Origin of the sequence: Hylemonella gracilis ATCC 19624, from assembly GCF_000211835.1 — a bacterium.
In the GTDB taxonomy this organism is placed as follows: Bacteria; Pseudomonadota; Gammaproteobacteria; order Burkholderiales; family Burkholderiaceae_C; genus Hylemonella; species Hylemonella gracilis.
In genome coordinates, this window is record NZ_AEGR01000090.1 from 1 (window position 1) to 13,102 (window position 13,102).

Genomic DNA, 13,102 nt, shown 5'->3' on the forward strand with positions numbered 1-13,102 from the left:
GCGCCCGCCGAGTCATGGGGGCGCGGGGGGTGCGGAAAGTCCACGCAACCCGGCTCGATGCCTTTGATTCCAGCGGCGAGCCTGACGCCGCGCGACTCGTGGACAATCCCACGGCGGTGGGGGGTTCTGAGGTGCGGTGGTCATGGGCGGCGGATTCTGAGGCGTCTGCTCCGCCGTCCGCAGACCGGTTGGCGAGCCTGCTTGCTCCCGTGGCTTGGCCGCGAGTCGAGCTTCTGCTCAGCCATGCGGCCGCCAGCGGTGCCCTGGTTCAAGCGTTGTGTGACACCGATGGGGCACGGCGCTTGGGGGTGCCCCCCCTGCGCGGACTGGTGGTGGCGGCCACGGGCAATGGCACCTTGCATCGGGAACTGGAAGCCGCTTTGCACCATGCACAGTCGCGCGGGGTACGGGTATTGATCGCCACCCGCTGTGCCGAAGGCGGGTTGAGGGCGGGTCATTCCGCGTCGATGGGGGAGGGCCTGGGCTTCGCGACCACCGACCTGAGCCCGGTCAAGGCCCGCCTGTCGTTGATGCTGGAACTGCTGGATGAGCACTGACTTCGCGGCGGGCATCGTGTCCAGCGCCTGGGCCTATCCGGCGCTGGAAGTCCTGCATCTGAGCGGTGTCGCCTTGCTGTTGGGCAATCTGGTGCTGCTTGAGATGCGGGTGTTCGGCTGGGGCGTGGGCTTGCCCGCGCGCGATCTGGCAAGACTGGCGTTGCCGCTCGCGGTGATTGGATTCGGTTTGGCCGCCGTGTCTGGCCTGCTGATGTTTTCCACCCAAGCGGCGGAGCTGATCGCCAACCGCGCATTCACCTTCAAGATGCTGTTGTTAATGTTGGCGGCGTGTAATGCGGGCTGGTTCCACGGTCGGTCTTCTCTCGACAAGCTGGACGCACTCGCGCGAGTGCAGATGGTTTTGTCCACCTTGATTTGGTTGGCCGTGCTGGGCTGCGGCCGTTGGATCGCCTACGTGTGATCCACGGCATGGGTACACACCTGTCTGGAGGAGAAGTTCCATGCAACGTCGTCACTTTGTGCTTGCCACGCTCACGCTGCCCGCCATCGCACAGGCGCATCACGGCTGGAGCAGTTTTGACCAGCAGCGCCCTCTTTGGCTGCATGGCCGCGTGGTCAGTGTGCGCTGGCAGAACCCTCACGCTGAACTCGTGCTGGAGCGGCCTGCCACGCCCAGTCTTCCCCCCGATTTGAAGCAACGCCGACTGCCCGCCCAGAGCGCGCCGGTGGACGGAGCCGCCTTGCTGGCGCAGGCCCAGTTACCGCGCCGCCAGGATCGGCGCTGGGAAGTCGAATTGGCCCCGCTCTCGCGCATGAACGCCTGGGGCGTCACGCCGCTCAAGGCGGGCGACGAGGTCGGTGTGCTGGGATTCACCTTCGCCGAGGAAAAGGGGGCGGCGCTTCTGCGGGCGGAATATCTGTTCGTGGGCGACGCCGTGTACGGTCTGCGATCCAGCCCGATGTGAGGGCCTGGCTGGTGCCGGAGTTCGGGGCGCCGTCATCGCGGCAGTTGCTCAGAATCCAAAATGCTGTATAAAATATCAGATACTGATTAAAAAATCAGTGTTTGAATCTGGACGACATCCTTTCGCGTCCAGTCGGCAACCCTTAGGAAGTCAACCCATGAGCCTTGAAATCAACACCCTGAGCCTGGAGCAATTGGAAGCGCAGAAGGCCAGCTACGAAAAACGCATCGCCGAATTGCGCCAGCAGGAGCGTGACGCCGCGCTGCAGACCGTGCGCGAGTTGGTGGCCAAGCACAAGTTCACGGCGAAGGAAATCAGCCAGCCCACGGCCAGCGCGCAGTCCGCCGATGCCGTCGAGCCGAAGTATAGGAACCCCGAAACCGGTGAAACCTGGTCGGGTCGCGGTCGGGCGCCGGCCTGGCTGGAAGGCGCGAACAAGGATGAGTTCTTGGTCGCTACGGCCTGATTGTCTATTTGCGCATCAAAAGCAGAAGACCCGCGTAACTACTGTGCGGGCCTTCTGTTTCTGATGTGACCAATTATTCTTTATGGTTTGAGTCCCCAGGGCACGATTAACAAAATCGTCCATGGATATGTGGCAAAAAGGGCGATACCACCAACAAAAATCAAAGGGAAGACAGCTTGCGACTGTTCCTGCTTTTTTTGCGAATCCTCAACTGTGATCGAATCGATCTGCCCGATTTTCACGGGTACTGTTGTGCTGTCGAATTCACTGAGCAGATATCTTCTGCCCTCAGTGTTGTGTTTGGGAATGACGTGGTTGTAATAGATGCGTCCCGAAGAGCTGGTTTGGTATCCCAAAGCGAAAGCCTGCTGTTTCTGCTGTTCGGATGCGTCATCTGTCAATCTGGTTTGAATTCGTGCATAAGTTTTTCCACCTTGCAGGATGGAAAGGCTAGCACCAGAAAAGCCTTCATAGATCTGAATAGCTAAGTGATCTTTGAAGTCAGATTCCAATGATTGAAGAAGAGTTGGGGGCATCTCAAATACATACACGTATTCCGATGTCTTGCCGCGAATCACGAATTGACGATGATCGGAGGTGATCATCAGTTCTGGAGACTCTTCGGTATATCGAGTTACTGATGCACATGCAGATAGCAAACTTGCGGCCCCACAACAGACTATCAAATTAAGTAACGACCATAATTTGTTCATTTGCATTTTGTGATCGTCTGTTGGAGATTTCGAATACTTAAGTTTGCTTTCTTTGAGCCATTAAAACAAAAGCCGCAGTGACAAATTACGGCTTTTAAGTGGGGAAGGAAGTAATAAATTCTCAGGCTTCCAATGCCTGCAGCGCCCGCTGCGTGATCTCGTCCACGCTGCCCAACCCGCTGATCTTGCGGTACTTGGGCGCGGCAGCCGGGTCTTTGGCGGCCCACTGGCTGTAGTAGTCGACCAGTGGACGCGTCTGCGCGCTGTAGACGTCCAGGCGCTTCTTGACGGTCTCTTCCTTGTCGTCGTCGCGTTGCACCAGGGGCTCGCCCGTGATGTCGTCCTTGCCTGCCGCGATCGGCGGGTTGAACTTGATGTGATAGGTGCGGCCCGAGGCCGGGTGCGAGCGGCGCCCGCTCATGCGTTCGATGATGGCGTCGAAGGGCACGTCGATTTCCAGCACGTAGTCCAGCTTTACGCCCGCAGCCTTCATGGCCTCGGCTTGAGGAATGGTGCGCGGAAAGCCATCGAACAGAAAACCCGGCGCGCAGTCCGGCTGAGCGATACGTTCCTTCACGAGGTTGATGATCAGATCATCGCTGACCAAACCGCCCGACTCCATCACGGCCTTGGCTTGGAGTCCCAGAGGCGTCCCCGCCTTGACGGCCGCGCGCAGCATGTCGCCGGTCGAGATCTGCGGGATGCCGTATTTTCTGCAGAGAAAGGCCGCTTGCGTGCCCTTGCCGGCGCCGGGGGCGCCCAACAGGATCAGTCTCATGGGATGTCCTCGGGAAGAGTTGTGACGCGGGCAGAGCACCACAAGGGTGCAGCCTGCGGGGGATGCTCGAGGATAGCATGGCGAACCAAGCTCACCGGGCTCGCGGGCCGCACTCAGGGTAATCCTCGGGGCGTGGCCTCAATGCGCAAACAGACGGCGCACTCGTTCCAAATCCTCGGGTGTGTCCACGCCAGGCCCCGGCGCGTCTTGAGTGATGTGCACCGCGATGCGGTGACCATGCCAGAGCGCGCGTAGCTGCTCCAGGGCTTCGCTGTTTTCAATGGGTGCCGCCGCGAGCTTGGGGAACTGGCGCAGGAAACCCACGCGGTACCCGTAGATGCCGATGTGACGCAGCGGCGTGGCGAACTTGTCGCCCACCGGTGGGAGATCCCGCAGCCCCTGCGCGAAACCGTCGCGCCACCAGGCAATCGGGGCGCGGCTGAAATAAAGCGCCAGGCCACGCGCGTCGAGCACGACCTTGACCACGTTGGGATTGCCGAACTCCGAGGCATCGTGAATGGGATGTGCTGCAGTGCTCATGCTGGCTTCCGGTCGCTGTGCCAAAAGATCGGCCACGGCCTGGACCAGGGCAGGGTCAATCAGCGGCTCATCGCCCTGCACATTCACGACGGTGGCCTGATCAGGCAGGCCGAGTTGTTCGCAGGCTTCAGCCAGCCGGTCGCTACCGCTCGGATGATCGGCACGTGTGAGGATGGCTTGCACGCCATGGTGCGCGCAGGCTTGCTGGATGCTGGCGTGGTCCGTGGCCACGACGACGCGTACATCGCCCGGCAGGCCGCCGCGCACGCGCTGCGCCACGCGCACGATCATAGGCAGGCCAGCGATGTCGGCCAGGGGCTTGTTGGGCAGGCGGGACGAGGCGAGCCGCGCGGGAATCAGGACGGTGGTGTCAGACATCGGAACAAGGTTCAGTGAAGGGGCGCTGTGGCCCGGGGCTCATCGTTCGAGCTCTTCGTCGGACAGCGTCCGAGCTTCGCTCTCCAGCAGCACGGGGATGCCATCACGGATCGGATAGGCCAAACGCGCGCTGCGTGAGCGCAGTTCTTGTTTGTCGCGGTCGTACTCCAGCGGCCCCTTGGTCACGGGGCAGACCAGCAGTTCCAGCAAACGGGTGTCCAGGCTCATGGTGTGGGTGCGACGGTGGCGCGAGTTTCAATCAGTGTAAGTGGATGATAGATGCGCCGAGAAGGCGGCGTGAAGCAGGCGGTCGAACTCGTTCAAGAAGGCTGGGGGCAGATCGAAGACCAAGGGCACGGCGAGCGCCTCGGGGCAAACCGCCCACAGCTTCGCGGCATCCTTTTCAGTGCACAGCACCGTGACGGGGCCGGACCTGAATTCTTCGCGCAACGTGGTGAGCCAGTGCTCGTAGTCCGACGGACCCGCGTGATCGGGCAGGGCGTCCGTGCGTGCCAATACCAAGCCACGGGCCTGCAGCATCTCGAAGAAGGCCTGGGGCTGGGCGGTTCCCGCCACGGCCACCAGGGTGCCCCGCAGGCTGTCCAATGCGACGACGCGGCCGCTGGCATCGCTGGCCGTGTTCGCGAGGGCGCGCCGTGCCGCATGGCCAGTGAATGCTGGTTGTTGCCCTGTGTGCAGGACCAAGTCCACATACCTTGGCCAGGGCTCGCGCAGGGGGCCGGCGGGCAGCAACAGTCCATTGCCCAGACCCAGGTCGCCAAAGACGCAAATTTCAATGTCGCGTGCCAGGGCCAGGTGCTGCAGGCCATCGTCGCTGAGAAGGATATTGACCTGCGGGTACGCCGCCAGCAAGGCACGGGCCGCATCGATGCGCCGCCGTGCGACGAAGACGGGCACCTGGGTGCGTCGACGCACCAGCGCGGGCTCGTCGCCGACCTCTGCCACCGGGCTGTCGGACCGAACCTCGCGGCAATCTCCACCATCGGCGGATTTGCGGCGCCCATAGCCACGCGAGATCACGCCGGGTTTCAATCCGCGCGCCCGCAAGTGCTCCACCAGGGCGATGACGGTGGGGGTCTTGCCGCCGCCTCCGGCGACCACGTTGCCCACCACGACCACCAGCACGGGCGCGGCATGGCGCTTGAGCATGCCGCTCAGGTACAGGCCCTGGCGCAAGCGCACCAGCAGTCGCATCAACAGCGACAGCGGCCACAGCGTAAGCATCGCGCAACGGTCTCGCCAAGCGCGCGGCTGATCAGTCCGGGGGGCTTGCCAAAAGGCGGGCGCGCGCATGGGGTGGGCAGGAGAAAGGAACAGGAGAAGGGGGCGCGAGAGTGCCTGCGCTCAGCGCCCCGCGGATTGAGGCGATTGCGCCGCGAAAGTGATCTGCGAAAGGCCCACGTAGCGCGCAGCCTCCATGGCACTGACCACCGACTGGTGGCGCGCGTTGGCGTCCGCGCTGATGATCAGCACGGCGTCCTTGCCGTTGGCGGCGCTGCCCATGGTCTGGCGCAGCGCGGCGATCAAATCCTGCACATTGCGCCCAGGCAAAGGCGCGCGGTTGATGCTGTAGCCGCCCTCGCTGTTGATGGTGATCAGGATTTCTCGGGGGCGGTCTCGCGGTGACTCCGCGTCCGCCGTGGGCAGGCGCAGGTTCATCTCGGTGAACTTGTTGTAGGTGGTCGAGAGCATCAGGAAGATCAGGATCACCAGCAGCACGTCGATGAAGGCGATCAGATTGATTTCGGGCTCTTCGCTGGCGGAACGCGAGTGACGACGCAGATGGATGCGCATGGCGGGGTGTTTCCGAGGCAGTTGCGGTCAGACGCTGGCGTTGTGAGCGTTGCCTTGCCGCAGCGCCACCAGATGCTGCACCAGGCGTTCTCCCGCGAGCTCCAGCGCGAGCAAATGGGAGTCAACGCGAGCGCGGAAATAACGCCAAAACACCAGGGTCGGGATCGCGATCACCAGACCAAAGGCGGTGTTGTAGAGGGCGATGGAAATGCCATGCGCCAGCTGCGCGGGGTTGCCGCCGCCGCTGGCATTGGTCGGGGCCTGCGAGCCGAAGATTTCGATCATGCCAATCACGGTGCCGAACAGGCCCAACAAGGGCGCGATGGAAGCGATGGTCGCGAGCGCGGAAAGGTAGCGCTCCAGCTTGTGCGCGACCAGTCGGCCACTGTCTTCCACGGCTTCCCGCAGGGCGGTGCGCAGCTCTTCCGCGGTGCTTGCATGCGATTGGGCGGCTTGGGCGGTGCGCAGACCTGAGGCGAGCATTTCGCCCAGGGGGGAGTTCTGCTCAAGCTGCGCGATGACGTCGCTGGAAGGCATGCTGCGGCGCGTGGCCCGCAGCACTTCGTTCAGCAGGTTGGGCGGCGTGACCTTCACGGTCTGCAGGCTGAGCGCCCGTTCGATGACCAGGGCGAGTCCGAGGATGGAGCACAGGATCAGCGGCCAGATGGGCCAGCCGGCGGCTTGTATGATCGAAAACAAGAGGGTTCTCCAACGAGGAAAGACACGGTGCACGGGTGTCGTGCTGGCTGCGCGCGAGCCGCCCGTGGGTGCGCGCGAGGCACGAAAGCTGCGCGATTATGGCCCACCCGCCATTGGGCTCAGATCTGGCCCGCGCCGAGGGGCAGAGGGTCTCGGCGGGCTTCAACCAGAAGCCTGTGCCACTGGCCAGACGCCCCCATGGCCGGGGATGGGCCCTGTGGCTTTTGGGTCGTCCGCACCACCCACAGATTCTGTGGATAACTTTGTGGGCAAACCCGTGAGGAGACGCCCCAAGCCGCGTAAATACGTGGCATGCGTCAAAACGATGACAAAACAGGCAGTAAAAAATCAAATGAAATCAAAGGCTTGCACGATGAATTCGTGTTCTGCGCGCCCTGACTCAGGGGTTTTGCGAATGGCGTGCCAACCCTGCGCCGTGTGGAGTAGTCCCACGCCGGGGGCCCCGGCAGTCACGCCAGAGGATTCAAGTTCCACGCGGTGTGGCGGGGCATGGCGGACGTCCAGAAGGCGTGCGGACTGATGTCTGAGTCGGTCTTTGCAGCATCCACGCCGCGCATCTGGCAGGTTGGGGCGCTGTGCCGCGCCGTTGCTGACACACTGGACGCGCGCTTCAATCCTGTCGCGGTGCGCGGCGAAATCTCGGGCTACAACCTCGCCGCGAGCGGACACGCCTATTTCACGCTCAAGGACCCGAATGGGCGCGATGGTGGTCAACTCCGGTGCGCCATGTTCCGCCGCGCCGCCAGCTTGCTGGATTTCGCGCCCCGCGAGGGCGATCAGGTCGAGGTCCGGGGGCGTCTGTCCGTCTATGAGGCCCGCGGCGATCTCCAATTGATCGTAGAAAGCATGGCTCGCGCGGGTGCGGGCACCTTGTTCGAGCAGTTCTTGCGTCTGAAGGCCAAGCTGGAAGCCGAGGGACTGTTCGATCCTGGGCGCAAGCGGGCGTTGCCGCGTTTGCCCCGTGGGATCGGCGTGGTCACCTCCTTGGGAGCGGCGGCCCTGAGGGATGTCGCGACCGCCTTGAACCGCCGCGCCCCGCATGTGCCCGTGTGCATCGCGCCCGCCGCCGTGCAGGGGGGGGCGGCCCCCGGTGAGCTGGTCGCGGCCTTGCAGCGCTTGTACGCTCTGGCCGCGCGGGGCGAGATCGATGTGATCCTGTTGGTGCGCGGCGGGGGCTCCATCGAGGATTTGTGGGCCTTCAACGATGAGCAACTGGTGCGCACGATGGCCCGCAGTCCAGTGCCCGTGATCAGTGGCGTGGGCCATGAGACCGATTTCACTCTGGCGGATTTCGTGGCCGACCTGCGCGCGCCCACGCCCACGGCCGCGGCCGAGCTGGCTGCGGAGCCCCAGGCTAACTGGCTCGGCGCCTTGGCCTTGCTGCAGAAGCAGCTGCGCGACGCCGTGCAGGACCGCCTGGATGTGGCGTCCCAGCGCCTCGACCTGGCCTTGGGCCGCCTTGGCCGTCCTTCGGCCAGGCTCGCACGTCAGCGTTTGCGCGTCAACGGTCTGGGGCTGAGCCTGCAACACGCGGCGGCGCGCCTCTTGTTGCTGCTGCGCCAAACCCTGCAGCGTCGCGCCGACGCCTGGCCCCAGATGGTTCGGCGCGATATGCAATTGCGCCGCCAGCGCTTGGAGCATGCGGCCCTGCGTCTGCAGTTGCTGGACCCCTCCCTGGTCCTGCAGCGGGGCTATGCCTGGCTGACCGACGCCGACGGCCGCGCGGTGACGCGAGCGGCTCAGACCCATGCGGGGCAATCGCTGCATGCGACTCTCGCCGACGGTGTCGTGCCCGTGCTTGTGCGGGCTGACACTGACGGGACGCTCGGTTCCCGGCAGGAGCAGGAGCGATGAGCAGCGCCGTGAGCAGGGTTATGGGGTGGGCCATTCCCGGGCGCTGAAATTAATTTCCTACAATCAATGTCCGCTTTCGATCCCGTTTCATCCACAACAACGCGAGGAACCACCATGGAACACACCCTGCCCCCCCTGCCTTATGCCATTGACGCCCTGGCACCGCATTACTCCAAGGAAACGCTGGAGTTCCACCATGGCAAGCACCACAACGCCTATGTGGTGAACCTGAACAACTTGCAGAAGGGCACGGAGTTCGAAAGCAAGACGCTTGAGGACATCGTCAAGACGTCCAGCGGTGGCATCTACAACAACGCTGCTCAAATTTGGAACCACACGTTCTTCTGGAACTGCATGAAGCCCAACGGCGGCGGTGAGCCCACGGGCGCTCTGGCGGCCGCCATCACGAAGAAGTGGGGCAGCTACGCCGCCTTCAAGGAAGCGTTCGTGAAAAGCGCGGTGGGCAACTTCGGCTCGGGCTGGACCTGGCTGGTCAAGAAGGCCGACGGTTCGGTGGACATCGTCAACACGGGCGCGGCTGGAACGCCGCTGACCACGGCTGATAAAGCCCTGCTGACCGTGGACGTGTGGGAGCACGCCTACTACATCGACTACCGCAACCTGCGCCAGAAGTTCGTCGAAACCTTCTTCGACAAGCTCGTGAACTGGGATTTCGCGGCCAAGAACTTCGCCTGATCGCGCGAGCTGCCCCTCAGCTGGGCAGACCCCCAAGGGCCTGCGGGGCAACCCCGACAGGCCCTTTTTGCTGCCCGCCGGATGCCCAGCGGCCGGAGGCTTTTACAATGTGAGCGTACGTTCCTTACTGGGAAAACCACCCGAGACATCTCCATGAGCACTCCGACCATCATCTACACGCTGACCGACGAAGCCCCGTTGCTGGCGACGGCGTCCTTCCTGCCCATCATCCGCACCTTCGCCGCGCCCGCGGGCGTGAAGGTGGACACCAGCGACATTTCGGTGGCCGGCCGCATCATTGGCGAGTTTTCCGACTTCCTCACGCCCGAACAGCGCACGCCCAATACCCTGGCCGAGCTGGGCAAGAAGACCCTGGAGCCGGATGCGAACATCATCAAGCTGCCCAACATCAGTGCCTCCATCCCGCAACTGAAGGCCGCGATCAAGGAACTGCAGGGCAAGGGCTACAAGGTGCCGGACTATCCGGACGAGCCCAAGACTGACGAAGAAAAGAAGATTCGCCAGCGCTACGCCAAGGTGTCGGGCAGCGCGGTGAACCCCGTGCTGCGCGAGGGCAACTCCGACCGCCGCGCGCCACTGGCCGTCAAGAACTACGCGCGCAAGAACCCGCACAGCATGGGCAAGTGGTCGGCGACGAGCAAGAGCCATGTTTCGCACATGAGCAGCGGTGATTTCTACGGCAGCGAGAAATCCGCGCTGATCGCCAAGGCCGGTAGCGTCAAGATCGAGCTGATCGCCAAGGACGGCGCGCGCACCGTGCTCAAGGAAAGGACACCCGTGCTCGCCGGCGAACTGATCGACGCCTCGGTGATGAGCAAGAAGGCGCTGGCGACCTTCCTTGAAGCCCAGGTGGCCGAGGCGAAGGCTCAAGGTGTGCTGTTCTCGGCCCACTTGAAGGCGACCATGATGAAGGTCTCTGACCCCATCATCTTCGGCCAGGTGGTCGTGGCCTATTACAAGGACGTGCTGGCCAAGTACGACGCCGACCTCAAGAAGATTGGCTTCAATCCCAACAACGGCATCGGCGACCTGTACGCCCGCCTCAAGGATTTGCCCGAAGCGACCGCCAAGGACATCGAGGCGGACATCCAGGCGCTTTATGCCAAAGGCCCAGGCCTGGCCATGGTCAACTCGGACAAGGGCATCACCAACCTGCATGTGCCCAGCGACGTGATCGTCGATGCCTCCATGCCCGCAATGATCCGCAACAGCGGCCAGATGTGGGGCGCGGATGGCAAGTCCTACGACACCAAGGCCGTGATCCCCGATCGCTGCTACGCTGGCATCTACCAGGCCACGATCGACGATTGCAAGGCCAATGGCGCGCTTGACCCGGTGACCATGGGCAGCGTGCCCAACGTGGGTCTGATGGCTCAGGCCGCCGAGGAATACGGTTCGCACGACAAGACCTTCCAGATCCCCGCTGACGGCGTGGTGCGCGTCAGCGACGAGTCCGGCGCGGTGATTTTCGAGCATCCGGTGGAGGTGGGTGACATCTGGCGCATGTGCCAGACCAAGGACGCCGCCATCCAGGACTGGGTCAAGCTCGCCGTCACGCGCGCGCGCGCCAGCGGCACGCCCGCCGTGTTCTGGCTCGACGCCCAGCGCGCGCATGACGCGAATGTGATCAAGAAGGTCGAAACCTACCTCAAGAACCACGACACGAAGGGTCTGGACATCCGCGTTCTGCCGCCGGTGGAAGCCATCAAGTTTTCGCTCGCGCGCATCCGCAAGGGCCAGGACACGATTTCCGTCACGGGCAACGTGCTGCGCGACTACCTGACCGACCTGTTCCCCATCATGGAACTCGGCACCAGCGCCAAGATGCTGTCCATCGTGCCGCTGATGGCCGGTGGTGGCATGTACGAAACCGGCGCGGGCGGCTCGGCGCCCAAGCACGTGCAACAGCTGGTCGAGGAAAACCACCTGCGCTGGGACTCGCTGGGTGAGTTCATGGCGCTGGCGGTGTCTTTCGAGGATCTGGGCACCAAGACAGGCAACACCAAGGCCAAGGTGCTGGCCAAGACCCTGGACCTGGCCACGGGCAAGTTCCTCGACAACGACAAGAACCCCAAGCCCAAGGCCGGCCAGCTCGACAACCGCGGCAGCCAGTTCTACATCGCGCTGTATTGGGCGCAAGCCCTGGCGGCACAGAACGAGGATGCGGCCCTGGCTGCGAAGTTCGCGCCCCTGGCCAAGACCTTGGCAGAGAAAGAGTCCGCGATCATCCAAGAGCTGACCGACGTGCAGGGCAAGCCGGTGGACATCGGCGGGTATTACAAGCCTGACATGGTCAAGCTGGAGGCCGTGATGCGTCCGAGTGCGACCTTCAACGCCGCGCTCGCAGCAGCAGCCTGATTTCGCGCTGAATCTGTCGTGTCACAAGCCGGATGCCTTGCATCCGGCTTTTTCGTTTTTTGGCCCGGGCAGGATTCTTGCTGTCATCCGCGGGGCGGAAAATTGGCCCGGTCCCGATCCAGGAGAATTTCCATGTTGCGTCAGTTCAGAATTCGTTCCCGGCTTCAGTTGGGTTTCGCGGTGCTGTTGCTGCTGTCGGCGATCGTGGTCGCGATCGGTGGATTCGGCTTGCATGTCGCGCGCCAGGGCCTGGCGGGCATCACCCAGGAACTGCTGCCCATCAACACCATTGTCGGGAACGCGCGACTCGCATTGCTGGAGAGCCATGGTGCGGCGGCTCAAATGGCCGCTTCCATATTTGAAACCCAGGACATCAAGGCCGCCCGTGCTCAGTGGGATCAGGCTCAGCGCACCATCGACCAAGCCATGCGGGATTTCGAGGCCCGCGTCAAAACCCAGAAATCTCGGGACGATCTCGCTAGCTTTGCGAATCACATGAAAAGCTACCGAGAGAAGCTGATCGTGTTCGCCAACAAAATGGCCGACAGCGGGTATGCCGACAGCAAGGAAGCTCTGCAAGACCTGAAAGCTGCTGAAGCGGCAGGCTGGACTCAGGCCTTCGAGCAGCTCAGCGCGGTGGACACCGTTCTGGCGCAGACCAGTGAAAGTGTTTTCACCCAGGTGAATGGCGCCGTGAGCCTGATCTTCGTGGTGTTCGTCGTTGCCTTCGGGGCTTCGTGCCTGTTGGGCATCTTCATCGCCAGTTGGCTCGGCCGATCCATCGTGGTCCCCCTGAAGCAAGCCCAGGAATTCGCTGGCCGCATTGCCCAAGGCGATTTCACCACCCATCCCTCCCTGATCGGCAAGGACGAAGCCACCGACATGATGCGCGCGCTCGACACCATGCAGGGGGCTCTGACCCGCGTGGTCGCTGCCGTGCGCCACGCCGCGGACGGCATCCAGGTCGCCAGCAGCGAGGTCGCCACCGGCAACCAGGATTTGTCAGCCCGTACCGAGAGTCAGGCCAGCGCGCTCAAGCAAACCGCGGCGTCGATGGAGCGCCTGGGTGTCACCGTGGACCGCAATGCAGGCAGCGCGGGGCAGGCCAATCAGTTGGCGCGCAGCGCCTCGGGCGTGGCCGCCGAGGGCGGTGAGGTGGTCGCGCAGTTGGTGGCGACCATGCGTGGCATCAATGAAAGTTCGGCGAAGATCGCGGACATCATCGGTGTCATCGACGGCATTGCCTTCCAAACCAATATCCTGGCGCTGAATGCGGCGGG

The 13,102-nt window shown here is 63.2% G+C and carries 15 protein-coding genes; 8 read left to right on the forward strand and 7 right to left on the reverse strand.

Annotation, left to right across the window (positions count from 1 at the left end; translation table 11 throughout):
• The first annotated feature begins 209 nt into the window (after positions 1 to 209).
• From HGR_RS17395 to HGR_RS13855, 4 genes are all read left to right on the forward strand, one after another.
• Positions 210 to 557: an L-asparaginase family protein gene (locus HGR_RS17395; RefSeq protein ID WP_138922542.1), complete on the forward strand. Its 348-nt coding sequence runs from the start codon at positions 210 to 212 to the stop codon at positions 555 to 557.
• Positions 547 to 978 carry a hypothetical protein gene (locus HGR_RS13845; RefSeq protein WP_006298927.1) on the forward strand — a complete coding sequence of 144 codons (432 nt, stop codon included), beginning with the start codon at positions 547 to 549 and terminating at the stop codon, positions 976 to 978. The genes HGR_RS17395 and HGR_RS13845 overlap by 11 nt, the downstream gene beginning before the upstream one ends.
• Positions 979 to 1,018: 40 nt before the next feature.
• Positions 1,019 to 1,483 (forward strand): DUF6152 family protein, encoded by a 465-nt coding sequence (locus HGR_RS13850; RefSeq protein ID WP_006298928.1) that lies wholly within the window; start codon positions 1,019 to 1,021, stop codon positions 1,481 to 1,483.
• 157 nt (positions 1,484 to 1,640) lie between these two features.
• Positions 1,641 to 1,949, forward strand: a complete 309-nt coding sequence (locus HGR_RS13855; RefSeq protein ID WP_006298929.1) for an H-NS histone family protein — start codon at positions 1,641 to 1,643, stop codon at positions 1,947 to 1,949.
• Positions 1,950 to 2,029: 80 nt separating this feature from the next.
• Here the strand turns inward: HGR_RS13855 and HGR_RS17400 are convergent, their stop codons facing one another.
• The 7 genes from HGR_RS17400 to HGR_RS13890 all read right to left on the reverse strand — a co-directional run bounded on the left by HGR_RS17400 (position 2,030) and on the right by HGR_RS13890 (position 6,872).
• The gene (locus HGR_RS17400) at positions 2,030 to 2,554 is read right to left on the reverse strand and encodes a hypothetical protein (RefSeq protein WP_169312707.1); all 525 of its coding nucleotides are present in this window, start codon (positions 2,552 to 2,554) and stop codon (positions 2,030 to 2,032) included.
• A 229-nt stretch (positions 2,555 to 2,783) separates the two neighbouring features.
• Positions 2,784 to 3,440: an adenylate kinase gene (gene adk / locus HGR_RS13865; RefSeq protein WP_006298930.1), complete on the reverse strand. Its 657-nt coding sequence runs from the start codon at positions 3,438 to 3,440 to the stop codon at positions 2,784 to 2,786.
• A gap of 138 nt (positions 3,441 to 3,578) precedes the next feature.
• Positions 3,579 to 4,358 carry a 3-deoxy-manno-octulosonate cytidylyltransferase gene (gene kdsB, locus HGR_RS13870; RefSeq protein ID WP_006298931.1) on the reverse strand — a complete coding sequence of 260 codons (780 nt, stop codon included), beginning with the start codon at positions 4,356 to 4,358 and terminating at the stop codon, positions 3,579 to 3,581.
• Between the two features lie 39 nt (positions 4,359 to 4,397).
• Positions 4,398 to 4,580 carry a Trm112 family protein gene (locus HGR_RS13875; RefSeq protein WP_039853673.1) on the reverse strand — a complete coding sequence of 61 codons (183 nt, stop codon included), beginning with the start codon at positions 4,578 to 4,580 and terminating at the stop codon, positions 4,398 to 4,400.
• A gap of 33 nt (positions 4,581 to 4,613) precedes the next feature.
• Positions 4,614 to 5,672 carry a tetraacyldisaccharide 4'-kinase gene (lpxK, locus tag HGR_RS13880; RefSeq protein WP_039853669.1) on the reverse strand — a complete coding sequence of 353 codons (1,059 nt, stop codon included), beginning with the start codon at positions 5,670 to 5,672 and terminating at the stop codon, positions 4,614 to 4,616.
• Between the two features lie 51 nt (positions 5,673 to 5,723).
• On the reverse strand, positions 5,724 to 6,173 hold the full coding sequence (locus HGR_RS13885; protein ID WP_006298934.1) for an ExbD/TolR family protein: 450 nt from the start codon (positions 6,171 to 6,173) through the stop codon (positions 5,724 to 5,726).
• Positions 6,174 to 6,200: 27 nt separating this feature from the next.
• Positions 6,201 to 6,872 (reverse strand): MotA/TolQ/ExbB proton channel family protein, encoded by a 672-nt coding sequence (locus tag HGR_RS13890; protein ID WP_006298935.1) that lies wholly within the window; start codon positions 6,870 to 6,872, stop codon positions 6,201 to 6,203.
• 540 nt (positions 6,873 to 7,412) lie between these two features.
• Here HGR_RS13890 and xseA point away from each other — a divergent pair.
• From xseA to HGR_RS18000, 4 genes are all read left to right on the forward strand, one after another.
• Complete coding sequence (gene xseA, locus HGR_RS13895; protein WP_006298936.1) at positions 7,413 to 8,747, forward strand: exodeoxyribonuclease VII large subunit; 1,335 nt, start codon at positions 7,413 to 7,415, stop codon at positions 8,745 to 8,747.
• 114 nt (positions 8,748 to 8,861) lie between these two features.
• A complete protein-coding gene (locus HGR_RS13900; RefSeq protein ID WP_006298937.1) occupies positions 8,862 to 9,443 on the forward strand; it encodes a superoxide dismutase in 582 nt (193 codons plus the stop codon).
• Positions 9,444 to 9,596: 153 nt separating this feature from the next.
• Complete coding sequence (locus HGR_RS13905; RefSeq protein WP_006298938.1) at positions 9,597 to 11,822, forward strand: NADP-dependent isocitrate dehydrogenase; 2,226 nt, start codon at positions 9,597 to 9,599, stop codon at positions 11,820 to 11,822.
• Between the two features lie 132 nt (positions 11,823 to 11,954).
• Positions 11,955 to 13,102: methyl-accepting chemotaxis protein (locus HGR_RS18000; protein WP_006298939.1), on the forward strand; the 1,148-nt coding region annotated here is incomplete at its 3' end.